The organism is Streptomyces sp. NPDC004647 (assembly GCF_040609575.1).
GTDB lineage: Bacteria > Actinomycetota > Actinomycetes > Streptomycetales > Streptomycetaceae > Streptomyces.
In genome coordinates this window covers 23,919-47,088 of the sequence record NZ_JBEXKU010000013.1, presented here as the reverse complement: position 1 = coordinate 47,088, position 23,170 = coordinate 23,919, and the positions used below count along the sequence as shown (strand labels likewise).

The window sequence follows — 23,170 nt, the reverse complement described above, 5'->3', positions numbered from 1 at the left end:
AAGGACATGCCCCCACCCGCACGAGTCATTTCGTGCCTGGGGAACCTTCGTGCTCCTGCAACTGTCCGCAGCCGAGCTCGGTCAACTCATCGTTGCCCGGGCCGGATCGGCTCGTCTTCCGCTCACCGAGCAGCTGATCAAAGAGCATTCCGACAGCAAGGGACGCTCGGCCGATCAGGGCGATGTCGCCTCCTGGAACAACAGCATCCCCATAGTGGTCAAGGCTCTACTGGACTGCGGTCTCGACGAAGTGGAGGTGCAGGTCGAGGTCGACCTGCCACACACTAATTCCGCAGTCGACCTAGTGCTGTGTGGCCAGCATCCTGGCACGAGAACCGACTCGTACCTCGCAGTGGAGCTGAAGCAGGTACGGCATGCCACGGTCGATCCCCGGTGTCCGATTGCCGTCAACCTCGGGTTCGGCGACGGGAAGAACAAGTTGCATCCGGTGCGGCAGGTCCAGCGCTACTGCGAGTACATGGTGCGCTACCTCCCCCATCTTCGGGAGATCGACGATCGGTTGATGGGGGTGGCGCTGCTCCACAACGCGCGGGACGCGGATGTGGAGGCGCTGTTCGATCTGCCCGAGACCGACCACGGTTTTCTCTACACGCTTGACGACCTGGATCGGTTCCGGCGAGTCCTCACCTCAAGGTTCGCCCCCGCGTCCGGGAAACGAGCCGCACACGCACTGAAGCAGGCTCGCCGCGACCCGTTGCTCAAGGTCACCGACGTGGCGCGGCAGCGGTCCGTCACCGGCGGCGGCCTCACGCTCCTCGACGAGCAGTACGTCGCGGTCGACCGGATCACCCGACACTTGGAAAAGACCGCGCCCCTCACCAGCTTCAACGTCGGACTGTTCTACGACGCCGACACCGCCCACAGCCCTGCCCTCGATCCAGCCCGCAAACGCGTTTACATCCTGCGGGGCGGCCCTGGCAGCGGGAAGAGCGCCGTGGCCCTGGAGTTGCAGCGTGCGCTCGGGCTCAAGGGCCGCGAGGCCGTACTGGCCAGCGGATCCCACGCGTACACGGAGACTCTGCGCGAGATCATGCTCAGTACGGCACGCCACGGCCAGATGTCGAACAAGCGCAACGCGGCTCGCAGGCTGTACCAGTACTTCAACAGCTTCACCGACACACCGCCGGACAGCATCGATGTCCTGATCTGCGACGAGGCGCACCGCATGCGGCGCAGCTCGACATACCGCTGGACGCCGAAAGAACTCCGGGACGACGACCGGCCGCAGGCGACTGAGTTGATCAGGGCCGCCAAAGTGCCGATCTTCCTGCTCGACGACCACCAGTCGATCCGCCCGGACGAGGTGGGCACTGCCGGCTATCTCAAGGAGCTCGCCGAGGGCAGCGGTTGTCTGGTCGAAGTGACAGATCTGGAGGGAACGTTCCGGGCGGGCGGCAGCAAGCGGTACCAGCACTGGGTCCAGCAGCTGCTGGGGCTGGATGCCTCTGATCCAGTGACCTGGCGACCGGACGGGCGGATGACGCTCACGGTCGCCGACTCCCCCGAGCAGATGGAGCAGTTCATCCAAGAACGTGGCCTCGAGGGAGCCACGGCACGCGTCACCGCGGGCTTCTGCTGGCCGTGGAGCAACCCGGACGGGGAACAACTCGTCGACGACGTGCACATCGGGGAGTGGCGCCGACCGTGGAATGTGAAGCCGCAGCACAGTGTGCCGAACGCTCCGAAGTCGGATCTGTGGTCGACCGATCGCCGCGGAATCGGGCAGATCGGCTGCGTCTACACGGCGCAGACCTTCGAGTACGACTGGAACGGCGTCATCATTGGCCCCGACCTGCTGTTCCGTAACGGGAAGTTCACGGTGGACCGGACCGCTTCCCGCGATCCTGCCTTCCGTGGCCCGGTCGACGACGCGATCGTCGACCGGTGTATCCGTAACGCCTACCACGTGCTCCTCACCCGCGGTGTCGTCGGCACCGTGGTCTACGCGGTTGACCCGGCAACCCACAACGAACTCCGCAGGCTCATCACAGGCGCCATCGGCATGCAGCACTACGACGGCGCCCAGCCGAGGCTCACCGCTGAAGGATCACAGCTGCCCCCCGCCTACAGCAGACGTCACAGGTAGCCTTGATCCCGTAGTAGCTGCGGCCCGCCGGGCTTCCGCTCCGCCTGGCGGAGTCACCAAGGACATGCCCCCACCCGCACGAGTTCCTTCGTGCTGCCTGGGGGCATCCCTTGCTGTTCCGCGACTCCGCCGCCGCGGTCGCCGCCGAGTGTCTCTCCGGTGCTCTCTTTCTCCGCCTGACGGAGCAGTTCGTGCACGTGCACGGTCACAAGCCTGGTTCGTCCGAGGTCCGCTCGTGGGAGCGGAGCATCCCCGTACTCGCGAGCGTGCTCAACGAGGCAGGGCTCGGGCAGGTTGAGATACTCCTGGAGTACGGGCTGCCGCTGAACAGCAAGCGGGCCGATGCCGTGCTGGCCGGGGTGCACCCCGAGACCGGCCTGCCGTCGTACGTCGTCGTGGAGCTGAAGCAGTGGAGCAGCGCCGAACCGGACGACGACGATCCATCGCTGTGCCGCATCGACGCATACGCCCGGGCAGTGCTCAACCCCGTCGACCAGGTGCGCGGCTACTGCCAGTACCTCATCTCCTTCAACGGAGCACTGGCCGGGCACCCGGAGCGCATCAGCGGCGCCGCGTATCTGCACAATGCCACCGAGTTCGGCGTCAGCGGGCTATTCGAAGCCGAGCAAGACCGGTACGGTCAACTCTTCATCGGTGCGCGGCGCGGGGAGTTCATCGACTTTCTGCGTGCGAAGCTGGGGGCCGAGTCCGGTGCTTCGGCCGCGGACGAGCTCGTCAACGGGAAGATCGGACCATCCAAGCAGCTCATGGCAGTGGCCGCCCAAGAGGTCCGTGAACGCGAGCAGTTCGTATTGCTGGACGAGCAGCAGATCGCGTACCGCACGGTCCTCAATGCCGTCCGCCGTGCCAAGCAGTCCGACAACAAGGAGGTCGTGGTCGTCACCGGCGGGCCCGGCACCGGCAAGAGCGTCATCGCGCTGTCGCTCCTCGGTGAGCTGTACCGGCAGGGCACCACCGCGCTACACGCGACGGGCTCCAGCTCGTTCACGACGACGATGAGAAAGGTCGCGGGCGCTCGGAAGCGTGAGGTCCAGGATCTCTTCAAATACTTCAACAGCTTCATGACCGCCGAGCGCAACAGTCTCGATGTCCTGATCTGTGACGAAGCTCACCGCATACGGGAGACATCGGCGAACCGCTACACGCCGGCATCGAACCGCACCGGCAAAGCCCAGATCGAGGAACTCATCGACGCGGCGCGCGTCCCGGTATTCCTGCTGGACGAGCATCAGGTCGTTCGGCCCGGCGAGATGGGTACGGTCGCCGCGATCAAGGCGGCCGCTGCGAAGAAGGGGCTCCGCTGCCAGGTGGTGACGCTGGACAGCCAGTTTCGGTGCGGTGGCAGCGATGCGTATCTGCGGTGGGTGGTACGGCTGTTGGGGCTTGAGCCGGGTGGCCCTGTGGTATGGGAGCCCGACGACAAGATGCAGCTCATGGTCTCGGACGGTCCGCAGGAGATGGAGGGGTTCCTCGACGACCGCCGCTCACAGAAATACAGCGCGCGCATGTCCGCGGGCTACTGCTGGAAGTGGACGAAGAAGGTCCCACCCGGGCAGGCGCTGCCCGCAGATGTCATCGTCGGGGAGTGGGAACGCCCATGGAACGTCTTCGGTGACCGGGCCATCGGGGGCGCGCCTCCGGCCGCCCTGTGGGCAACCGATCCGGCCGGTTTCGGTCAAGTGGGCTGCGTGTACACGGCGCAGGGCTTCGAGTACGACTGGAGTGGCGTCATCATCGGCCCCGACCTGGTGTGGCGCGGCGATCGCTGGGTCACCGACCGTACGGCGTCCAGGGACCCGGTCTTCAAGAAGTCGGCTCCGGACGCGGATGTGGACCGGCTGATTCGCAACACGTACAAGGTGCTGTTGACGCGGGGAATGATCGGCACGGTGGTGTACTCGACCGATGCCGAGACACGCGAAAAGCTGCGTGAGCTGACCGGCGCGACTTCGAGCCTCGCTGCCGTGTGATCCACTTCACCATCGTCTGGCACGGAACGCCGAGCCCGCTAGGGGCAGACCCGAGGGTGGCGCAGACCTCCCGACACCGCCCCGGTACGAGACCAGCAAGCGCAACAGGTGCGAGCCCTCGCGCAGCGCCGCGTAGTCCTCGGCCGAGATGAGCACGGCGTTGCCGTGCTTGGAGACGATCTCGATTGCCTCGTGATCGTCGTTGACCCCGGATGCGGCGGACCCTACAGCGAGGGGCCGACTCCCGGAAGAGTCGACCCCATCTGACCTGCATGTTTGCCAGGCCGCCAACGTGGTGTTATTTCACCCGTTCACACGTTGAAGCGGAACTCCACCACGTCGCCGTCCTGCATCACGTAGTCCTTGCCCTCCATACGGGCCTTGCCCTTCGCGCGGGCCTCCGGGATCGAGCCGCACTCGACCAGTTCCCCGAACGAGACGATCTCGGCCTTGATGAACCCCTTCTGGAAGTCGGTGTGGATCACACCGGCCGCCTCCGGGGCCGTCGCGCCCTTCTTGATCGTCCAGGCGCGAGCCTCCTTGGGACCGGCCGTCAGGTAGGTCTGGAGGCCGAGGGTCTCGAAGCCCACGCGCGCGAGGGTGGTGAGGCCCGGCTCCTCCTGGCCCATGGCCTGGAGGAGTTCCAGCGCCTCGTCGTCGGCCAGCTCGATCAGCTCGGACTCGATCTTCGCGTTGAGGAAGATCGCCTCGGCCGGGGCGACCAGGCCCCGCTGCTCGTCCTTGAATGCCTCGTCCACCAGCTCGTCCTCGTCGACGTTGAAGACATAGAGGAACGGCTTGGTGGTGAGCAGGTGCAGCTCGTGAAGGAGGGTGCCCTGCTCGGTGCCCTTGCTGATGCCCGCGGAGAAGAGGGTGCGGCCCTCTTCGAGGATCTTCTGCGCCGCTTCGACCGCGGCGAGGACCGCGACCTTGTCCTTCTGGAGGCGGGACTCCTTGGTCAGGCGCGGGATGGCCTTCTCTACGGACTGGAGGTCGGCGAGGATCAGCTCGGTGTTGATCGTCTCGATGTCGCCCTTGGGGGAGACCTTGCCGTCGACGTGGACGACGTTCTCGTCCTGGAACGCGCGGATGACCTGGCAGATCGCGTCGGACTCGCGGATGTTCGCGAGGAACTTGTTGCCCAGGCCCTCGCCCTCGGACGCGCCCCGCACGATGCCCGCGATGTCGACGAAGTCGACGGTGGCCGGAAGCCTGCGCTCGGAGCCGAAGATCTCGGCCAGCTTGTCCAGGCGCGGGTCGGGGAGGCCGACGACGCCGACGTGGGGCTCGATGGTGGCGAACGGGTAGTTGGCCGCCAGCACGTCGTTCTTGGTCAGGGCGTTGAACAGGGTCGACTTGCCGACATTCGGCAGGCCGACGATTCCGATCGTGAGCGACACGTGGCGACTTCCCGTAAGCGATGAAGATCAGTGGGACCGGCCCGGGCAGGGCCGGTGAACCAGTCTACGGGGCGGCTCCCCGGACCCACGCCCGTGGACGTACGAGGGGCGCGACACCCGTCGCTACCCGGCCATCGGCCGAACAATGCGACAAGCCGGTCGCAACCGCGTGTCCCACACCTGGTTCGCCGCCCCGGGCGATCTACGTTGGTCAGGTGGAGCAACCCAGCATGCACACCCCCCGGAACGGACCCCACCGGCCCCGCCGGGAATCGACCACCGTCTATCGCGCCACGCCCCCGCGATCGGCCCCTCGGGTCCTGGCCGCGCTGAAACGGCTCCAGCAGATCCAGCGAGTGTCCGGCCCACGGCTCACCGGGCTCGGCTGCGGGCTGTTCGCCGTCCTGACCATGCTCGCCGTGGGCACCCTCGACCGGCTGCTCCTCGACGCTTCCGCCGTCTTCTACGGCCTGCTGTTCCTGCTGGTCTGCGCGCTGTGCGGCCTGTGGGTACGGTCGATGGACCTGCTCAGCGCGCCGATCAGCGGTCCGATCGCGTTCGCCGCCGGGCTGCTGCCGCTCACCGCCGGCTCGGGGGGTTTCGGCAGCCAGGTGATGGCGATGTTCACCCAGCTCGCGCTCCAGGCGGGCTGGCTGTACGGGGGGACGCTGACGGCGGGCCTGGTGGTCGGCGCCCGCAAGGTGGTGCAGCTGGGGTCCGGGGCCGCCCGGCGCGCACAGCAGGACCCGCCCGGGGGCCAGCAGCCTCCCGCCGAGCGCCCCCAGCCCGAACGCGCCTAGCCGGCCGCCCCGAACGTGCCTGGTCGCCCCGGCTGTACCTAGCCGGACCGCGCGGACCGCCCCGACCGCTCTGCGGCTCCGACAGCTCGATGCTCGGCCGGCCCTGCGGCTCCCGGCGGCTCGGATCAGTGGGACTGCTCGGAGCGCTCCGACTGCCCGGAGCGCGACTGCCCGGAGCGGTCCGACTGCCCGGAGCGGTCCGTCAAACCGCCCACCTGGCCCGACTCCCTCCCCTGCTGCCCGAACGCCGCCATCGCCGCGCCCACGATGCCCGCGTTGTTCTGGAGCGCCGCCGGCGCAATCTCGGCCCTGATGCCCTCGATCAGCGGCAGGAACTTGTCCGCCTTGCGGCTCACCCCGCCGCCGATGATGAACAGCTCCGGCGAGAACAGCATCTCCAGATGGGCCAGGTACTTCTCCACCCGCCGCGCCCAGTGGTGCCAGCTCAGCTGTTCGTCGTCCTTGGCCTTGGTGGAGGCGCGCTTCTCGGCTTCGTGGCCGTGCAGTTCGAGATGTCCGAGCTCGGTGTTGGGGACGAGTCGCCCGTCCGTGAAGATCGCGCTGCCGATGCCCGTACCCAGGGTCAGCAGGATGACCGTGCCGCCACGGCCCCGGCCCGCCCCGAACGACATTTCCGCGATCCCGGCGGCGTCCGCATCGTTGAGCACGGTCACGGGCAGGTCCAGCCGCTCGCTCAGCATCCGGCGGGCGTCCCGGTCCACCCAGCCGGCGTCCACGTTGGCGGCCGTACGGGTCGTACCGTCGGTGACCACACCGGGGTACGTCACACCCACCGGGCCCGACCAGCCGAAGTGGCCCACGACCTCCTTGACGGCGTCGGCCACCGCGTCCGGCGTCGCCGGATGCGGGGTGAGCACCTTGTGCCGCTCCTCGGCCGGCTCGCCCCGGTGGAGGTCGACCGGGGCCCCCTTGATGCCCGAGCCGCCGATGTCCACACCAAAAATGTGTCGCTGCATGAGAACAACGCTACGGGCAGTGTCCTGGCGTCACTTCTCGGCAGTCGCGGCGGCCTCGGCGCGCAGGTCGCGACGGAGCTCCTTGGGCAGCGAGAAGGTGATGCTCTCCTCGGCGGCCGTGACGACCTCGACATCGGCGTAGCCGCGCTCCGCGAGCCAGTCCAGAACGCCCTGCACGAGGATCTCCGGGACCGAGGCGCCCGAGGTCACACCGACCGTGGTGACACCCTCCAGCCAGGCCTCGTCGGCCTCCTCGGCGAAGTCGATCAGATGCGCGTCCTTCGCGCCCGCACCCAGGGCCACCTCGACCAGGCGGACGGAGTTGGAGGAGTTCTTGGAGCCGACGACGATCACCAGCTCGGCCTCGGCGCCCATCTGCTTCACCGCGATCTGCCGGTTCTGGGTCGCGTAGCAGATGTCGTCGCTCGGCGGGCTGATCAGCTGCGGGAAGCGCTCCTTGAGCGCGTCCACGGTCTCCATCGTCTCGTCGACCGACAAGGTCGTCTGGGACAGCCAGACGACCTTGGACTCATCGCGAACCTCGACGTTCTTCACGTCGTCCGGACCGTCGACCAGTGTGATGTGGTCGGGGGCCTCACCGCTCGTGCCGATGACCTCCTCATGGCCGTCGTGGCCGATCAGGAGGATGTCGTAGTCGTCCTGCGCGAAGCGGACGGCTTCTTTGTGGACTTTGGTGACCAGCGGGCAGGTGGCGTCGATGGTCGCGAGCTTGCGCTCGGCGGCCTCCTCGTGGACGACCGGGGCGACACCGTGCGCCGAGAAGATCACGATGGAGCCCTCGGGCACCTCCTCCGTCTCCTCGACGAAGATCGCGCCCTTCTTCTCCAGGGTCCGCACGACGTACTTGTTGTGGACGATTTCCTTGCGCACATAGACCGGTGCGCCGTACTGCTCCAAAGCCTTCTCGACGGCGATCACGGCTCGGTCCACGCCTGCGCAGTAGCCACGGGGGGCGGCGAGCAGGACACGCTTGTCACTGCGACGCGCAGCGTCTCCACCCGGGGTGGTGGCGGGCGACGGGCGGGAGGTCGTAGCAGTCATGCCCACCATCGTAAGGCCGTGGCGGGGGCGTGTTGATCGCACCCGTTACCGGGGCTGTCCCCGGGAACGGGACAACGTGTTCCGCCGGAACCGGAACGGTGTCCGCTGGGGCGGCTAGCCTGCCCATATGGCTCTCAACACCTCCGCGGACGCACCGATCCCCGTCGGGCAGGTCTCCCGCCTGATCGGCGGGTGGATCGACCGGCTCGGTGCCGTGTGGGTCGAGGGGCAGATCACGCAGCTGTCCCGGCGGACCGGCGCCGGGGTGGTGTTCCTGACCCTGCGCGACCCGTCGCACGACATCTCGCTGAGCGTCACCTGCCGGCGCGCCGTTTTCGACCGGGTCGCGGACATCGTCTCCGAGGGCGCGCGGGTGGTGGTGCACGCCAAGCCCGAGTGGTACGCCCCGCGCGGCCAGCTCTCGCTGCGGGCCGCGGAGATCAAGCCGGTCGGCGTCGGTGAGCTGCTGGCCCGGCTGGAGCAGCTGAAGAAGTCGCTGGCGGCGGAAGGGCTGTTCGCGCTCGACCGGAAGCGGCAGCTTCCCTTCCTGCCGCAGCTCATCGGGCTGGTCAGCGGCCGGGCCTCCGCGGCCGAACGGGATGTGCTGGAGAACGCCCGGCTGCGCTGGCCCGCCGTCCGCTTCGAGGTGCGGAACGTGCCCGTCCAGGGCGTGCACGCCGTGCCGCAGGTGGTCCAGGCGGTCAAGGAGCTGGACACGCTGCCGGACGTGGACGTGATCATCGTGGCGCGCGGCGGCGGCAGCGTCGAGGACCTGCTGCCGTTCTCCGACGAGCAGCTCGTACGGGCCGTGGCCGCCTGCCGTACGCCCGTCGTGTCGGCGATCGGCCACGAGCCGGACAGTCCGCTGCTCGACCTGGTCGCCGATCTGCGCGCCTCGACGCCCACGGACGCGGCGAAGAAGGTCGTACCGGACGTGGGCGAGGAGCTGACCCGTATCCGGCATCTGCGGGAGCGGGCGCTGCGCTGTGTCACCGGGCTGCTGGACCGGGAGGAGCGGGGCCTCGCGGCGGCCCGCCACCGGCCGTGCATGGAGCGGCCGCAGCGGATGGTGGAGGAGCGGGAGGAGCAGGTCGCGGCGCTGCTCGAGCGTGGCCGCCGGACGCTGGGGCATCTGCTGGACCGGGCCGACTCGGAGCTGACGCACACCCTGGCGCGGGTCGTGGCGCTCTCCCCCGCGGCCACGCTGGAGCGCGGGTACGCGGTGCTGCAGCGGGCGGACGGCGCGGTGGTCCGGTCGGCGGACGAGGTCACGGCCGAGGAGAAACTGCGGGCCCGGGTCGCCGAGGGCGAGTTCACGGTCCGCGTCACCCCCTGAACCCGCCGCGGGTCGCCGGGCCGGCGCCGCACGGCGACATCCTCGTCATACGTCACCTCTAGGCTGGAGAGCATGACCACAACGGACGGGAAGTCCACCGGCTCCACCGGCTCCACCGGCTCCACCGAATCGCCCGCCCCGCCGGACTCGACACTCGGCTACGAGCAGGCGCGGGACGAGCTGATCGAGGTCGTACGCCTGCTGGAGGCGGGCGGCACGACCCTCGAGGAATCCCTCACGCTCTGGCAGCGCGGCGAGGAGCTGGCGAAGGTGTGCCGGCGCTGGCTGGACGGCGCGCGGGCACGGCTGGACGCCGCCCTCGCGGAGTCGGCGGACGGCGCCGCAGCCCCGGCCGACGGCGACAAGGACTGAGAACGGGCCGCTGGGCGGGAAGGCCCGCGCTGTGGGCGCTGGGACGTGTTTCAAAAGTGGCGCCGTTCGCCCGGAGAGCGAGGCCCATGGCGTCCGGTACGTGCGATCGCAAGGCGGTGGGGGTGCCCCGGACGGAGTTCGGGGAAGGGCGTACTCGTACCGGGCGTACTCGGACGAGCCCGACGACACAGCGAGCGGGCGACGCCCTAGGAGCTCTTGAGCGCCGCGGCCATCTCCGCGAGCCGGCCGAACGGCGCGGTGCCGGTGACCACCGTGGTCACCCCGCGCTCCTGCCGCACGAGGGCGTCGTACTTCGGTCCCTTGTAGCGGTCCCACTTCACGGCGCCGACCTGCTGCGTCCCGTCCTTCGTCGCGGCGCCGTGGCTGACGCTCTCGATGAACTTCGACGGCTTGCCGTTGCTCTGCTCGACCGCCACGTACTCCCGCTTCGGGTCGAGGAAGCCCAGGTGCCAGGCGGCCCCGTCGGGGTTGCCCCCGTCGTACGTCACCGAGGTCGCCCGCCATGTCCTCGGCAGTCCCTCGGGCGCGGCCACCGGGTAGGGCGCGGCGCGGCGGGCCGTGTCCAGCTCCACGGTGTACCGGACCCGCTTCACCGGGTCCTTCGAGTCGTCGTGGGGAACGAAGACATAGATGCTTGCGACGACGACTCCGATGACCGCCATCGACAGCACCATGTCCCGCACCGTCTGGTTACCGCGCATACCTGCCACGCCCCCATCGTCCCCCATGGCCGAGGAACCGATTCCAGCGCCCCTGGCCTGCGTCTTCACGGCGCTCATACGTGGGGTCCTCTGCTCAGATTCGTGATGAACCGATAAAGTCACAGACACCCTCTGCTTTATTCCGGCCGTCGTCGTACAGAAAGGTGCGCTCCGATGACCGAGCATCATCTTCCGTCTCAGCTCGAGGTGAGCCCCGAGGCTCCCGACCGCAACCTCGCCCTGGAGCTCGTCCGGGTCACCGAAGCCGCCGCCATGGCCGCAGGACGGTGGGTCGGCCGCGGCGACAAGAACGGCGCGGACGGCGCGGCCGTCAAGGCCATGCGCACCCTCGTCCACACGGTCGCGATGAACGGCGTCGTGGTCATCGGGGAAGGCGAGAAGGACGAAGCCCCGATGCTGTTCAACGGCGAGCACGTGGGCGACGGCAAGGGCGCGGAGTGCGACGTCGCCGTGGACCCCGTCGACGGCACCACGCTCACCGCCAAGGGCATGAGCAACGCCGTGTCCGTGCTCGCGGTCGCCGACCGCGGCACCATGTTCGACCCCTCGGCTGTCTTCTACATGGACAAGCTCGTCACCGGCCCCGAAGCCGCCGACTTCGTCGACATCACCGCCCCGCCCTCGGTCAACATCCGCCGGGTCGCCAAGGCCAAGAGCAGTTCGCCGGAGGACGTCACCGTCGTCATCCTCGACCGCCCCCGCCACGAGGGCATCGTCAAGGAGATCCGGGAGACCGGCGCCCGGATCAAGTTCATCGCGGACGGCGATGTGGCGGGCGCGATCATGGCCGTACGGGAAGGGACCGGTGTCGACCTGCTGATGGGCGTCGGCGGTACGCCCGAGGGCATCATCGCCGCCTGCGCGATCAAGTGTCTCGGCGGCACCATCCAGGGCAGGCTGTGGCCCAAGGACGACGAGGAGAAGCAGCGGGCGCTGGACGCCGGCCACGACCTCGACCGCGTCCTGCACACCGGCGACCTGGTCAGCGGCGAGAACGTGTTCTTCGTCGCCACCGGCATCACGGACGGGGAACTGCTGCGCGGCGTGCGGTACCGGGCAGAGACCGCCACCACCCAGTCCCTGGTGATGCGCTCCAAGTCCGGCACGATCCGGCAGATCGACTCCACGCACCGGCTGTCGAAACTGCGCGCCTACAGCGCGGTGGACTTCGACCGGGCACGCTGAGAGAGCCCACCGAGCCGGCCGCTGAGCGGGCGTAGGCCCGGAGCACAACGGCCGGACGCGTCAGGGGCGCCCCCTCAGCGGGGGCGCCCCTGACGTGCGTTTCATCCGGCCGCGGCGATGTGCGGAACAGCCGAGCGGGCGGCCTTCTGCAGCTCCACCTCACGGCGCCGGCGGCGGGCCAGCACCACACGGCGCTCGGCCGCGGTGAGCCCGCCCCACACGCCGTACGGCTCGGGCTGCAGCAGTGCGTGCTCCCGGCATTCGACCATCACCGGGCAGCGGGCGCAGACCCGCTTCGCGGCCTCCTCACGCGACAGCCTCGCGGCTGTCGGCTCCTTGGAGGGTGCGAAGAACAACCCGGCCTCGTCGCGGCGGCATACAGCCTCCGAGTGCCAGGGGCCCGCCTGATCCCGAGCGTGGATGCGCTGCGTCGGGACGGCGGAGGCCTGCAGGGGCTGATGCGGCGGTTGCAGCACGGTCTACTCCTGACGACGGCTTCGCGAAAGAGTCACCCTTGCCCGTCTCCCCTGATCACGACCGTTGGCACCCCCATGCCGCACGAGAGACGATGAAGCAGTCCCTACCCGCTGTACTGACGCCTATGCACACGGTGGCAGTTTGCTAGTGCCCGAATTCCTTGCGCATGCGATCGTGGAGGTCCTTCAGCCGCTTCCCGCGCTCGGGCCTGGCCTCGACGCTGCCCAGGACGGCGGCCCCCGTGACGATCACGACCGGGGCGTCCGGGTCCGGGGATGCGAGGGAGTCCGCCTCGAAGTGCCCGAGGACTCCGGTACCGGTGCCGCGCAGCGTGATGTTCTCCGGCACCCTGATCTCCACCGAGCCGAGGATCGCGGTGGCGTTGATGACGATCTCCCGCTGATCGAAGACCGCCTCGGTCAGATCGATCACGACGGCGCCGAAGACGGCGACGGCGTTGGTGCGCCGGCCGACCAGCCGGCGGCCCTTGCGCTGCGCCTCGCTGAAGACCGCCACCACATTCCGCCCGGCGGCGGGCGCGGCCGAGTGCGGCGCCGAGCGGTACGAGGGGCCGGGCGCGGAACCCGTGCGGCCGCCCGCGGCGCCCACGGGCAGATCCCGGACCAGCGGCTCCAGCTCGCCGACGGTCTTGGCGCGGTAGACGCCGTCGATCCGGTCGGAGTGCTCCTCGGCGGTCAGCCGCCCCTCCGCGAGCGCCTCGCGCAGGATGTCCGCGACCCGGTCGCGGTCCGCGTCGGACGCCCTCATCCCGGCCTCGGCAACGGGCTCGTTCAACAACACCGGCCGCTGCTCACGCTTTTCGAGCGATGATTCGTCCACGGAGGCAGCGTACCGAAACGCGATAGATCGCGACTAGGGTTCCGTCCGGCGGTGTCTGTCCGGCGGTTACTGAGCCCTACCTCACAACCGCGCGCGCCCGGCCACGTTCTACGCTGGTCCAGCTCCCCCGGCCGAGGCCGGGTGGATGCTCCGTCTCCGACGCCAGCCGATGCCGTCTGCCGAGTGAGGAATGGCCCCCATGCCCCCTGCCCCCCGCCCGAACCACCCGGAGTTCGCCTTCACGGAACTGCTGCCCCTGGGCGAGGACACCACGCCGTACCGCCTGGTGACCTCCGAGGGCGTGAGCACCTTCGAGGCCGACGGCCGGACGTTCCTCAGGGTGGAGCCGGAGGCGCTGCGCAAGCTGGCCGCCGAGGCGATGCACGACATCTCGCACTATCTGCGCCCGGCCCACCTCGCTCAGCTGCGCCGGATCCTGGACGACCCCGAGGCCTCCGCCAACGACCGCTTCGTCGCGCTGGACCTGCTGAAGAACGCCAACATCGCGGCGGCCGGCGTCCTTCCGATGTGCCAGGACACCGGCACCGCGATCGTCATGGGCAAGCGCGGCCAGAACGTCCTCACCTCGGGGCGGGACGAGGAGGCGCTGTCCCGCGGCATCTACGACGCGTACACCGAGCTCAACCTGCGCTACTCGCAGATGGCCCCGCTGACCATGTGGGACGAGAAGAACACCGGCTCGAACCTGCCGGCCCAGATCGAGCTGTACGCGACCGACGGCGGCGCGTACAAGTTCCTCTTCATGGCCAAGGGCGGCGGCTCGGCCAACAAGTCCTTCCTCCACCAGGAGACGAAGGCGGTGCTGAACGAGGCATCGATGATGAAGTTCCTGGAGGACAAGATCCGCTCGCTGGGCACCTCCGCCTGCCCGCCGTACCACCTGGCGATCGTGGTCGGCGGCACCTCGGCCGAGTACGCCCTGAAGACCGCGAAGTACGCCTCGGCGCACTACCTCGACGAGCTGCCGGCCGAGGGTTCCCCGACGGGCCACGGCTTCCGCGACAAGGAGCTGGAGGAGAAGGTCTTCGAGCTGACGCAGAAGATCGGCATCGGCGCGCAGTTCGGCGGCAAGTACTTCTGCCACGACGTGCGGGTCGTACGGCTGCCGCGGCACGGCGCGTCCTGCCCCGTCGCGATCGCGGTGTCCTGCTCGGCGGACCGGCAGGCGGTCGCGAAGATCACCGCGGAGGGCGTCTTCCTGGAGCAGCTGGAGGCCGACCCGGCGCGTTTCCTGCCGGAGACCACCGACGAGCACTTGGACGATGACGTCGTCAAGATCGACCTGAACCGGCCGATGGAGGAGATCCGCGCGGAGTTGACCAAGTACCCGGTCAAGACCCGGCTCTCGCTCACCGGCCCGCTGGTCGTCGCCCGTGACATCGCACACGCGAAGATCAAGGAACGGCTGGACGCCGGCGAGGAGATGCCGCAGTACCTGCGCGACCACGCCGTCTACTACGCGGGCCCCGCCAAGACCCCGGAGGGCTATGCCTCCGGCTCCTTCGGGCCGACCACGGCCGGCCGGATGGACGCGTACGTCGAGCAGTTCCAGGCGGCGGGCGGCTCCCAGGTGATGCTCGCCAAGGGCAACCGCTCGAAGCAGGTCACCGACGCGTGCAACGCGCACGGCGGCTTCTACCTCGGCTCGATCGGCGGCCCGGCCGCACGCCTCGCCCAGGACTGCATCAAGAAGGTCGAGGTCCTGGAGTACGAGGAGCTGGGCATGGAGGCGGTCTGGAAGATCGAGGTCGAGGACTTCCCGGCCTTCGTCGTGGTCGACGACAAGGGCAACGACTTCTTCCAAGACCCGTCCCCGTCCCAGCCGTTCGTGACCAGCATCCCCGTGCGCCAGGCCTGAGTCCGAGCCACTGGGCTCCCCACGCGCCCCCTCCGGTCCCTTGCCGGCGGGGGCGCGCCCGTGTGCGGCGGTCGCTCCCCTGTCGCCCGTTGACAGGACGCCAGATGTCGCCGGGCGTCCGCCACACACGCCAAGCAGGATTCCTGGTCCGACACGGGAGCACGGCCGAGTCGACACAGACGCCGCGCGAACCGCTCTCCGGCCGTCTTGGATGGACGGCCCAAGCAGGGGCGACTGCAAGGTGGTTGGCAGCGGCGAACGGAGCTGGAACTCGAACTCGCGTATCCCGGGGGAGGGCTCCCGGGAGGCGCGAGGCCATAAGCGGTTGGCCGGTGACGCATGGCAAGCCACGTTCCGCGACGACGGGCATCCGCAGCATCGTTCGTCACATTCCGGCGAATCGTGGTAGTTGAATCCGCACCGTTCACGGAGTACGTGAACAGGTTGACGTTCGAACCGGAGCAGCCAGGCCGGTTGAAGGCCCCCTTGCCCCCTTTTACCGAGGTCAGAGCGCTTGCCAGGATTGCCGATACCGGTGGCAGGAGGGCGAGAGGAGTTACCGGGTTCCGTGCTGAGGAATCGACATTCTGGGTGACTTGACACCAGCCGATGGGCGGCGAAATGTGGAATGCGGGGCTGCTACGAGACATGCCGCTCATGTCAGATCTTCCGCCGCGCGGACCCCCACCCGGTCCGCCGCCCCGACCACCACCGGCCGGGCCACCATCAGGGGTGCCTCCGCCGGAAGGGAGGGGAGCGGCAGATCCGCGGCTGCGCCAGGTTGTTCTCCTTGCCCTCTCCGCCACCCCGGACAGCGCGAGCGACCACGAGGCCGCGATGCGCTGCGCGAACACCACTGGCATGTGCGCCGGCCCCGGACAGGGTCAGCGCCGTCACCGCGGCCACCCCCGACAGCTGAGGACACCCGGACACCCCAAGGACGGCGGGTGGCCCGACCCGAGCTAGGACCCATCATGAACCCAGTCAACCCAGAGGATCTGTTGAGGCTCACGCCATCGGAACTGCAAGAGCTGAGGGTGAGCCCGGAGGATCTGAAACAGCTGGGCCCAAGGCAACTGCAGCAGCTGGCCGGCAAGTTCGACCAAGCAACTCGAGCCGCCAGGTTGCCGGTTGCTCAGCTCGAAGGGCGGGCGAAACTCTTCCAGAAGCTTGTCAGCCTGGCCAACCGCCAGATGGAGCACTTCAACAAGCTGCCCGAGGATGACCTGGCGAGGCGGCCTCACGTCATCGAGGAGATACAGAGGCGGTGGAACCGCTACTCCGGGAAGTTGGAAAGGGTGAACGCGGCTCTCAGGCCCGCGAGGGAGAAGTACGAGAACGCGCTGAGCAACCGGCAGGCGCTCCAGCAGGTGAATCAGGCGCGCGGGGTCGTCGGCCAGGCTGCGAATGCGGTGACCGAGACGCGCAAGGTCACGGGTGGTGGGGTGCAGAACCGGCTGATGTCGGTCGTGCAGCGCGTCTGGAACACCACCCCTGTCCGGTGGGTCAGGAGTCTGGTGAACAACACCAAGGACGGGTTCATGCAGGTCGCCCGCACCACGCGCAATGGCGTTGTGTACCTGTGGAACGCGACCTGGCCAACGATCAGGAACAACACGAGGACGATCATGGCCGCGGGGGCATCTCTCCTGGGCGCTGCGAAATCGGGCCTCGGCACCGCTGTCGCTGCTGTAGTCCGAGGTTTCCCCGGGGGCGTGCCCGGGATTATCGCCTCCCTCGCGGTGGCCGCACTGGTGACTGGTGGAGCCTTGGCGTGGAGCGCCTCCAACACGCCCGACCCGCCGAAGCCACCGACCGTGCCGGGACCGGATGAGCCCGGGCCGAATCAGCCCCCGCCCGGCGACCAGCCGCCCGGCGAACAGCCCCAGGAGGAACCACCGCCCGGTGAACAGCCACCCGGCGAACAGCCCCAGGAGGAACCACCGCCGGAGGAGCCCCCGCCCGGTGAACAGCCGCCAGGCGAACAGCCCCAGGAGGAGCCCCCGCCGGAGGAGCCCCCGCCCGAGGAGCCACCGCCCGAGGAACCCCCGCCGGAGGAACCACCGCCGGAGTCGCCACCGCCCCACGAGCCACCGCCGCCGGAGCAGCCGCCTCACGTGCCGTCGCCCCAGTAGCCGCCGTTGGGAGCCCTCGAAACCCATCAGCGTCTTGCGGGTGCAGGTGATGCACCACCGTGTCCGCCCCACCGAGAACCGGGTCAGCGGGTGCGACGACGAGGCCGTGGTCCGCAGCCGGAGCACCGGCTGCCGGTTGTCCCGGGTCTGCCGCGGCACGGCTGTGGCGGGCGCTCAGGCCTGGCCGTGGTGTGCCAGTCGCGCGTGCGGATCCGCTTCGCCCGCGACCGCTGCCGGGTCGGCGTGGACGAGGGCGGCGGTGAGCCGCGGAACGGCATGCAGCAGGGCGTGTTCGGCCTCGACGGCGACCTGGTGGGCGGCGCGTACGCTCAGCTCTCCGTCGACGACGATGGCGACCTCGGCGCGCAGCCGGTGGCCGATCCACCGCATCCGCAGCTCGCCGACGTCCGCCACCCCGGGCACCTCACGCAGGGCGGCCGTAGCGGTGTCGACGAGCGCCGGGTCGACGGCGTCCATCAGGCGGCGGAAGACCTCCCGCGCCGCGTCCTTCAGGACCAGGGCGATGGCGGCGGTGATGAACAGACCGACGATCGGGTCCGCCAACCGCCATCCCAGCGCCGCGCCGCCCGCGCCGAGCAGGACGGCGAGCGAGGTGAAGCCGTCCGTACGGGCGTGCAGCCCGTCGGCGACCAGGGCGGCCGAGCCGATGCGGCGCCCGGTACGGATGCGGTAGCGGGCCACCCACTCGTTCCCGAGGAAGCCGACCACCGCGGCGGCGGCGACCGCGGGCAGATGCGAGATCTGCTGGGGGTGCAGCAGCCGGTCGACCGCCGTCCAGGCCGCAAGCACCGAGGAGCCGGCGATGGTCAGCACGATGACGATCCCGGCCAGGTCCTCCGCGCGGCCGAAGCCGTAGGTGAACCGGTTCGTCGCCGCCCGTCTGCCCAGGACGAACGCCACGGCCAGCGGCAGGGCGGTCAGCGCGTCGGCGGCGTTGTGGACGGTGTCGCCCAGCAGGGCGACCGAACCGGAGAGCAGCACCACGACGGTCTGGAGCAGCGCGGTGACGGCCAGGACGCCGAGGGAGATCCACAGGGTCCGCATGCCGTCCGCGGATGTCTCCATCGCGGAGTCGACCTTGTCGGACGCCTCATGGCTGTGCGGGGTGACCAGATGCGCGATGCGGTGCCGCACCCGGGACCAGCGGCCCGCGCCGTGCCGATGCGCGGGCTCGTGACCGCTGTGATCAGCGTGGCTGTGACCGACGTGGGTGTGATCACCGTGGCTGTGACCGCAGGGGCTGGGATCGACGTGACCGTGGGTGCCGTGACCGTGATCGCCGTGGCCGCTGTGGTCGTCCGGCTCCTGGGGCATGGTGTGGTGGCTCACGGCGCCTATTATGTGCGTATGAGCGCACGCATGCACCTATCAGATGCGCACGGTGCGCAGGAGCCGGACGACGGCAAGCGGCTGACCGTGGCCGCGGAGATGCTGGGCCTGCTGGCCGACCGCACCCGGCTCGCCCTGCTGCGGCGGCTGGCCGAGGGCGAGGCGGATGTGACGACGCTGACCGAGGTGTGCGGCGCGGCCCGCCCCTCGGTCAGCCAGCACCTCGCCCGGCTGCGCCTGGCGGGGCTGGTGACCACCCGTAAGGAGGGCCGCCGAGTGGTGTACGGCCTGGGGCACGGGCATCTGCGGCGGCTGGTCGAGGAGGCGCTGAACGTCGCCGACCACCGGATCGGCCATCTCCCGCCGCACGACTGAAAGCGCCTCTGCGGACCATCCGGCCATCCGGCCGTCGGTGCGGCCCCCTGGGGACCCGCCGGGCCGTCGGTGCGCCCCGGCCCGTCCGGCCGCCGGTGCGCCCCCGCCGCCCGGCCGTCGGACCGCAGGGGCGCACCGGTCAGGTCAGGCGGTCAGGTCAGGCGAACCGCTGGGCCGCCGAGCCGTCGCACTTCTGCAGGCGCAGCGGGTCCTTGGCCGACGCGAGCGTCAGACAGAGATCCTTCGCCGCGGAAGGGCTCAGCGTGTCGCCGTTCCTCGTGAACTGCTGGTTGGCTCCGCCGTGGCAGTTCCACAGCACCAGGGCGGCCCCCGCCTTGTACGTACCGCCGGGTACGTCCAGGCAGCGGTCGTGGGTCAGCTCGGTGTGCAGGGACCCGCGCTGCCCGTCGTACCACCAGCCCTGGTTCCGGCCGCCGCTGCAGTCCCAGCCGCCCACCGCCGTCCCGTTGCGGCTGCCGGCATCCCGCGCGTCGAGGCACGCGCCGGCCGCCGCGTTCCTCAGCGGCTTGTACGCGTCGTCCCAGGCTCCCTGGACGAGCTCGGGCTTTCCCGTGCTGCCGGGATCCGCGCAACTCGCCTCGCGCCACCCCGAGGCGTACAGCTGGGTCAGGCAGGACGCGAAGGCCGCGTGCCCGCGGGCGTTGGGGTGGAAGGACTGCCGGACGGAGTTGGAGTCCGGCGGGAAGGGGTTCGTCACATCGATGTACAGGCTGCGGGCCCAGGGGTCCTCCATGCACACTTCGTGCCCGTGGAAGAGGCGGGAGTTGTCGAGATAGACCGCACCCGTGCTCTGCGCGACCTGCCTCATTCCGCGCTGGAATCCGGGGACGGCGGAGTTCCGGCCCCACGCGGCGTCGGAGGTGTAGCCCGTGCAGCCGCCCGGGATCTTGCCCGGGTACGCGGGGTTGTCCTCGATGTCGGGGCCGATCGGGCTCGGGTAGCCCATCACGACCAGCTTGTAGTCGCCGTCCGCGTATCCCGCGCCGCGCATCACGGTCCGCAGGTCCGCCACGGCCTGCGAGACCTTGGGCACCAGGCCGTCGACGCGGCCCTTCCAGCCCGGTGCGTACTTCGGCTCGCAGGCGCCCTGGATCAGGAACCAGCGGGTGACGCAGTCGGTCATGACGGGCCCGAACTGCAGGTCGTCGTTGGCCCCGGCGACGAGCAGCACCATCTTGATCCGGGTGTTGCGGGCCTTGACGGCAAGATTGTCGCTCTGCACCAGTTCGTCGGAGTACTGCTGCGTCCCGCCGATGCGGATGTTTTCGCTGTCGGCCCCGGAGCAGGAGACGTTGTACGTGACGTCGGCGGGTATGCCGGTGCGGTGGATGGCGGCGTCGGGTGAGCGGTGGCACCAGTTGTCGGGGCCGTTGGTGCCCGGTTCGTAGCGGCCTACGCCCTCACCGGAGATCTCGCTGTCGCCGAGCGAGATCAGGGAGGTCTTGCGGTCGGCGAGCGGGCGCTCGGCGGGGTCGCCGTAGAGCCTGGTCGCCTCCGACTCGCGGATCTTCTCGAGGTCGGATGGCAGGGGGGTCGATGCGGTGGTGCGGTCGGTGTCGGCCGCCGCGGCGGGCGCGGTGGCCGAGAATCCACCGAGCGCTGCCGCGAGTGCGACGACGGCCGCGACGGTACATCGCACACCGTGTTTTCTGCGCTGCATGGCGTCTCCCCGGTTTTTTGTTGTTACCCGCGGTATTTACTGGCAAGTAAGGGCGGTTGGGAACACTGTTAACCGGACAAACGCTGTGCATCTCAGGAGGTACGTGACGATGGCTGATGAAGACAGCGGACCGGCCACGCCGGGCGACGGGCCCCGGACCGCCGATTACCGGACCGAGCACGACTCGATGGGCGAGGTGCGGGTACCGGCGCACGCCAAGTGGCGGGCCCAGACCCAGCGGGCGGTGGAGAACTTCCCCGTCTCCGGACAGCGCCTGGAGCGCGCGCACATCGAGGCGCTGGCCCGTATCAAGGCGGCGGCTGCCAAGGTGAACGCCCAGCTCGGCGTGGTGGAGAAGGACCTGGCGGGTGCGATCCAGCAGGCCGCGGCCGAGGTCGCCGAGGGCCGCTGGGACGACCACTTCCCGGTGGACGTCTTCCAGACCGGCTCCGGCACGTCCTCCAACATGAACGCCAACGAGGTCGTGGCGACCCTGGCGTCCGAGCGGTTCGGCTCGCCCGTCCACCCCAACGACCATGTGAACGCCAGCCAGTCCTCGAACGACGTCTTCCCGTCCTCGATCCATATCGCGGCGACGGCGGCCGTCACACGTGACCTGATTCCGGCGCTGGAGCATCTCGCGGCGGCGCTGGAGCGGAAGTCGGAGGAGTTCGCGCAGGTCGTGAAGTCCGGCCGGACGCATCTGATGGACGCGACGCCGGTGACGCTCGGTCAGGAGTTCGGCGGCTATGGGGCGCAGATGCGGTACGGCGTCGAGCGGCTCCGGTCCACCCTGCCCCGGCTCGCCGAACTCCCCCTGGGCGGAACGGCTGTGGGCACCGGCATCAACACCCCGCCCGGCTTCGCGGCGGCGGTGATCGCCGAGGTGGCCCGCAGCACCGGACTGCCGCTGACCGAGGCCCGCGACCACTTCGAGGCGCAGGGCGCGCGGGACGCCCTCGTGGAGACCTCCGGCCAGCTCCGTACGATCGCGGTCGGCCTCTCCAAGATCTCCAACGATCTGCGCTGGATGGCCTCCGGCCCGCGTACCGGACTGGCCGAAATCAACCTTCCCGACCTGCAGCCGGGATCGTCGATCATGCCGGGCAAGGTCAACCCGGTGATCCCGGAGGCGGTGCTGATGGTCGCCGCCCAGGTCACCGGGAACGATCTGACGGTGAGTACGGCCGGCGCCTCCGGCAACTTCGAGCTCAATGTGATGATGCCGGTGATCGCCAAGAACCTGTTGGAGTCGGTCCGGCTGCTCTCCAACGCCTGCCGGCTGCTGGCGGACCGCACGGTCGACGGCATCACGGCCAATGCCGACCGGGCCCGCGAGTACGCGGAGTCCTCCCCGTCCGTCGTCACCCCGCTCAACAAGTACATCGGCTACGAGGCGGCGGCGAAGGTCGCCAAGACGTCCCTGGCCGAGCGGAAGACGATCCGCGAAGTGGTCCTCGAAGCCGGGTACGTGGAGCGGGGCGACCTCACGCTGGAGCAGCTGGACGAGGCGCTGGACGTGCTGCGGATGACCCGTCCGTAGCGACGCGGCCGGCGGTCCTCCGGCGGATACGGAACCTCGGCCGCGCTCCCCGGCGGGAGCGGTCGTGGGGACGGAAAGCACTCAATGGGCCGTCGCGCAACCCGACATCGGCGGGTGGCGGACCGTACCGCCGGCCGGTGCCGCACGTCACGGCGGACAGCGGGTCCTGCCCCTAAGATCTGCGCATGACAGCGGAGACGACGAGTGCCCCGGAGGGCAGTCCGGGCGGAGACGGCGGAGGCGGCTGGGCGGCCGGGGAGCACATCCTCTGGCGCTATCGGGGCAATGCCACCGACCGCGTCCACATCTGCCGTCCCGTGACCGTCGTCGAGGACACACCCGACCTGCTCGCGGTCTGGATGGCGCCGGGCACCACGTGTGTGAAGCCGGTGCTCAGCGATGGCACGCCGGTGCACCGGGAGCCGCTGGCCACCCGCTACACCAAGCCGCGGTCCACCGTCCGCTCGCGGTGGTTCGGCACGGGCGTGCTGAAGCTGGCGCGGCCCGCCGATCCCTGGTCGGTGTGGCTGTTCTGGGAGCCCGGCTGGCGGTTCAAGAACTGGTACGTGAATCTCGAGGAGCCCCGGCTGCGTTGGTCCGGCGGCATCGACTCCGAGGACCACTTCCTGGACATCGCGGTCCACCCCGACCGCAGCTGGGAGTGGAAGGACGAGGACGAGTTCGCCCAGGCGCAGCGCGCCGGGCTGATGAACGCCGGGCAGGCCGAACGCGTACGTACCGCGGGCGGGGCCGCCGTCGAACTCATCGGCGAGTGGGGCCCGCCCTTCTGCGACGACTGGGAGAGCTGGCGGCCCGATCCGCGGTGGCCGGTGCCGGAGCTTCCGGCGGACTGGGATCGCACACCCGCCGACCTGGCCTCCTGAGCAGGGCGATCGGAAGCGGTGGGGGACCGACAC

At 69.6% G+C, this 23,170-nt stretch carries 19 protein-coding genes and 1 pseudogene; 11 read left to right on the top strand and 9 right to left on the bottom strand.

Annotated features, from left to right (window positions below):
- Positions 1-49 precede the first annotated feature (49 nt).
- A complete protein-coding gene (locus ABZW18_RS08220; RefSeq protein ID WP_356183820.1) occupies positions 50-2,107 on the top strand; it encodes a DUF2075 domain-containing protein in 2,058 nt (685 codons plus the stop codon).
- 110 nt (positions 2,108-2,217) lie between these two features.
- Complete coding sequence (locus tag ABZW18_RS08215) at positions 2,218-4,098, top strand: DUF2075 domain-containing protein (RefSeq protein WP_356183817.1); 1,881 nt, start codon at positions 2,218-2,220, stop codon at positions 4,096-4,098.
- Between the two features lie 102 nt (positions 4,099-4,200).
- Here the strand turns inward: ABZW18_RS08215 and ABZW18_RS08210 are convergent.
- Positions 4,201-4,305, bottom strand: a pseudogene (locus ABZW18_RS08210) (type II toxin-antitoxin system prevent-host-death family antitoxin); the annotation flags it as partial.
- A 104-nt stretch (positions 4,306-4,409) separates the two neighbouring features.
- On the bottom strand, positions 4,410-5,498 hold the full coding sequence (ychF, locus tag ABZW18_RS08205) for a redox-regulated ATPase YchF (RefSeq protein WP_356183814.1): 1,089 nt from the start codon (positions 5,496-5,498) through the stop codon (positions 4,410-4,412).
- A gap of 215 nt (positions 5,499-5,713) precedes the next feature.
- On the opposite strand from ychF, the gene ABZW18_RS08200 reads away from it, so the two are divergent.
- Complete coding sequence (locus ABZW18_RS08200; protein ID WP_356183811.1) at positions 5,714-6,298, top strand: DUF6542 domain-containing protein; 585 nt, start codon at positions 5,714-5,716, stop codon at positions 6,296-6,298.
- A gap of 125 nt (positions 6,299-6,423) precedes the next feature.
- Here ABZW18_RS08200 and ppgK read toward each other — a convergent pair whose 3' ends face one another.
- On the bottom strand, positions 6,424-7,275 hold the full coding sequence (gene ppgK / locus ABZW18_RS08195) for a polyphosphate--glucose phosphotransferase (RefSeq protein WP_356183809.1): 852 nt from the start codon (positions 7,273-7,275) through the stop codon (positions 6,424-6,426).
- 30 nt (positions 7,276-7,305) lie between these two features.
- The gene (locus ABZW18_RS08190) at positions 7,306-8,337 is read right to left on the bottom strand and encodes a 4-hydroxy-3-methylbut-2-enyl diphosphate reductase (RefSeq protein WP_356183806.1); all 1,032 of its coding nucleotides are present in this window, start codon (positions 8,335-8,337) and stop codon (positions 7,306-7,308) included.
- A 127-nt stretch (positions 8,338-8,464) separates the two neighbouring features.
- Here ABZW18_RS08190 and xseA point away from each other — a divergent pair, with 127 nt between their 5' ends.
- Both xseA and ABZW18_RS08180 read left to right on the top strand, forming a co-directional pair.
- On the top strand, positions 8,465-9,673 hold the full coding sequence (xseA, locus tag ABZW18_RS08185) for an exodeoxyribonuclease VII large subunit (RefSeq protein WP_356183803.1): 1,209 nt from the start codon (positions 8,465-8,467) through the stop codon (positions 9,671-9,673).
- A gap of 72 nt (positions 9,674-9,745) precedes the next feature.
- Positions 9,746-10,045, top strand: coding sequence for an exodeoxyribonuclease VII small subunit (locus ABZW18_RS08180; RefSeq protein WP_356183800.1), 300 nt, complete (start codon positions 9,746-9,748; stop codon positions 10,043-10,045).
- A gap of 206 nt (positions 10,046-10,251) precedes the next feature.
- Here ABZW18_RS08180 and ABZW18_RS08175 read toward each other — a convergent pair whose 3' ends face one another.
- Positions 10,252-10,767 (bottom strand): DUF4245 domain-containing protein, encoded by a 516-nt coding sequence (locus tag ABZW18_RS08175; protein ID WP_356183964.1) that lies wholly within the window; start codon positions 10,765-10,767, stop codon positions 10,252-10,254.
- A 174-nt stretch (positions 10,768-10,941) separates the two neighbouring features.
- Between ABZW18_RS08175 and glpX the strand changes: the two genes are divergently transcribed.
- Positions 10,942-11,973 carry a class II fructose-bisphosphatase gene (gene glpX / locus ABZW18_RS08170; RefSeq protein ID WP_356183797.1) on the top strand — a complete coding sequence of 344 codons (1,032 nt, stop codon included), beginning with the start codon at positions 10,942-10,944 and terminating at the stop codon, positions 11,971-11,973.
- 101 nt (positions 11,974-12,074) lie between these two features.
- On the opposite strand, the gene ABZW18_RS08165 is transcribed toward glpX, so the two are convergent.
- Complete coding sequence (locus tag ABZW18_RS08165; RefSeq protein WP_356183795.1) at positions 12,075-12,449, bottom strand: WhiB family transcriptional regulator; 375 nt, start codon at positions 12,447-12,449, stop codon at positions 12,075-12,077.
- A gap of 145 nt (positions 12,450-12,594) precedes the next feature.
- Positions 12,595-13,218 carry a DUF1707 domain-containing protein gene (locus ABZW18_RS08160; RefSeq protein ID WP_356183961.1) on the bottom strand — a complete coding sequence of 208 codons (624 nt, stop codon included), beginning with the start codon at positions 13,216-13,218 and terminating at the stop codon, positions 12,595-12,597.
- A gap of 271 nt (positions 13,219-13,489) precedes the next feature.
- Between ABZW18_RS08160 and ABZW18_RS08155 the strand changes: the two genes are divergently transcribed.
- Together ABZW18_RS08155 and ABZW18_RS08150 are read left to right on the top strand one after the other, a co-directional pair.
- Positions 13,490-15,169, top strand: coding sequence for a fumarate hydratase (locus ABZW18_RS08155; protein WP_356183792.1), 1,680 nt, complete (start codon positions 13,490-13,492; stop codon positions 15,167-15,169).
- 974 nt (positions 15,170-16,143) lie between these two features.
- The gene (locus ABZW18_RS08150; RefSeq protein WP_356183789.1) at positions 16,144-17,304 is read left to right on the top strand and encodes a hypothetical protein; all 1,161 of its coding nucleotides are present in this window, start codon (positions 16,144-16,146) and stop codon (positions 17,302-17,304) included.
- A 174-nt stretch (positions 17,305-17,478) separates the two neighbouring features.
- Here ABZW18_RS08150 and ABZW18_RS08145 read toward each other — a convergent pair whose 3' ends face one another.
- Positions 17,479-18,654 (bottom strand): cation diffusion facilitator family transporter, encoded by a 1,176-nt coding sequence (locus tag ABZW18_RS08145; protein ID WP_356183787.1) that lies wholly within the window; start codon positions 18,652-18,654, stop codon positions 17,479-17,481.
- Between the two features lie 18 nt (positions 18,655-18,672).
- On the opposite strand from ABZW18_RS08145, the gene ABZW18_RS08140 reads away from it, so the two are divergent.
- Positions 18,673-19,029: a metalloregulator ArsR/SmtB family transcription factor gene (locus ABZW18_RS08140; RefSeq protein WP_356183784.1), complete on the top strand. Its 357-nt coding sequence runs from the start codon at positions 18,673-18,675 to the stop codon at positions 19,027-19,029.
- Between the two features lie 157 nt (positions 19,030-19,186).
- On the opposite strand, the gene ABZW18_RS08135 is transcribed toward ABZW18_RS08140, so the two are convergent.
- Positions 19,187-20,710, bottom strand: coding sequence for a ricin-type beta-trefoil lectin domain protein (locus ABZW18_RS08135; protein WP_356183781.1), 1,524 nt, complete (start codon positions 20,708-20,710; stop codon positions 19,187-19,189).
- 109 nt (positions 20,711-20,819) lie between these two features.
- On the opposite strand from ABZW18_RS08135, the gene ABZW18_RS08130 reads away from it, so the two are divergent.
- Both ABZW18_RS08130 and ABZW18_RS08125 read left to right on the top strand, forming a co-directional pair.
- Positions 20,820-22,253, top strand: coding sequence for a class II fumarate hydratase (locus ABZW18_RS08130; protein ID WP_356183778.1), 1,434 nt, complete (start codon positions 20,820-20,822; stop codon positions 22,251-22,253).
- Positions 22,254-22,438: 185 nt separating this feature from the next.
- Positions 22,439-23,137 carry a DUF402 domain-containing protein gene (locus ABZW18_RS08125; protein WP_356183775.1) on the top strand — a complete coding sequence of 233 codons (699 nt, stop codon included), beginning with the start codon at positions 22,439-22,441 and terminating at the stop codon, positions 23,135-23,137.
- The last annotated feature ends 33 nt before the right edge of the window (positions 23,138-23,170 follow it).

Excerpts from the sequence above, each read along its gene's own strand:
- ppgK (WP_356183809.1), bottom strand. The coding sequence starts at position 7,275 with ATGCAGCGACACATTTTTGGTGTGGACATCGGCGGCTCGGGCATCAAG.
- ABZW18_RS08190 (WP_356183806.1), bottom strand. The coding sequence starts at position 8,337 with ATGACTGCTACGACCTCCCGCCCGTCGCCCGCCACCACCCCGGGTGGA.
- xseA (WP_356183803.1), top strand. The coding sequence starts at position 8,465 with ATGGCTCTCAACACCTCCGCGGACGCACCGATCCCCGTCGGGCAGGTC.
- ABZW18_RS08180 (WP_356183800.1), top strand. The coding sequence starts at position 9,746 with ATGACCACAACGGACGGGAAGTCCACCGGCTCCACCGGCTCCACCGGC.
- ABZW18_RS08175 (WP_356183964.1), bottom strand. The coding sequence starts at position 10,767 with ATGCGCGGTAACCAGACGGTGCGGGACATGGTGCTGTCGATGGCGGTC.
- glpX (WP_356183797.1), top strand. The coding sequence starts at position 10,942 with ATGACCGAGCATCATCTTCCGTCTCAGCTCGAGGTGAGCCCCGAGGCT.
- ABZW18_RS08160 (WP_356183961.1), bottom strand. The coding sequence starts at position 13,218 with ATGAGGGCGTCCGACGCGGACCGCGACCGGGTCGCGGACATCCTGCGC.
- ABZW18_RS08155 (WP_356183792.1), top strand. The coding sequence starts at position 13,490 with ATGCCCCCTGCCCCCCGCCCGAACCACCCGGAGTTCGCCTTCACGGAA.
- ABZW18_RS08150 (WP_356183789.1), top strand. The coding sequence starts at position 16,144 with ATGAACCCAGTCAACCCAGAGGATCTGTTGAGGCTCACGCCATCGGAA.
- ABZW18_RS08140 (WP_356183784.1), top strand. The coding sequence starts at position 18,673 with ATGAGCGCACGCATGCACCTATCAGATGCGCACGGTGCGCAGGAGCCG.
- ABZW18_RS08135 (WP_356183781.1), bottom strand. The coding sequence starts at position 20,710 with ATGCAGCGCAGAAAACACGGTGTGCGATGTACCGTCGCGGCCGTCGTC.
- ABZW18_RS08130 (WP_356183778.1), top strand. The coding sequence starts at position 20,820 with ATGGCTGATGAAGACAGCGGACCGGCCACGCCGGGCGACGGGCCCCGG.
- ABZW18_RS08125 (WP_356183775.1), top strand. The coding sequence starts at position 22,439 with ATGACAGCGGAGACGACGAGTGCCCCGGAGGGCAGTCCGGGCGGAGAC.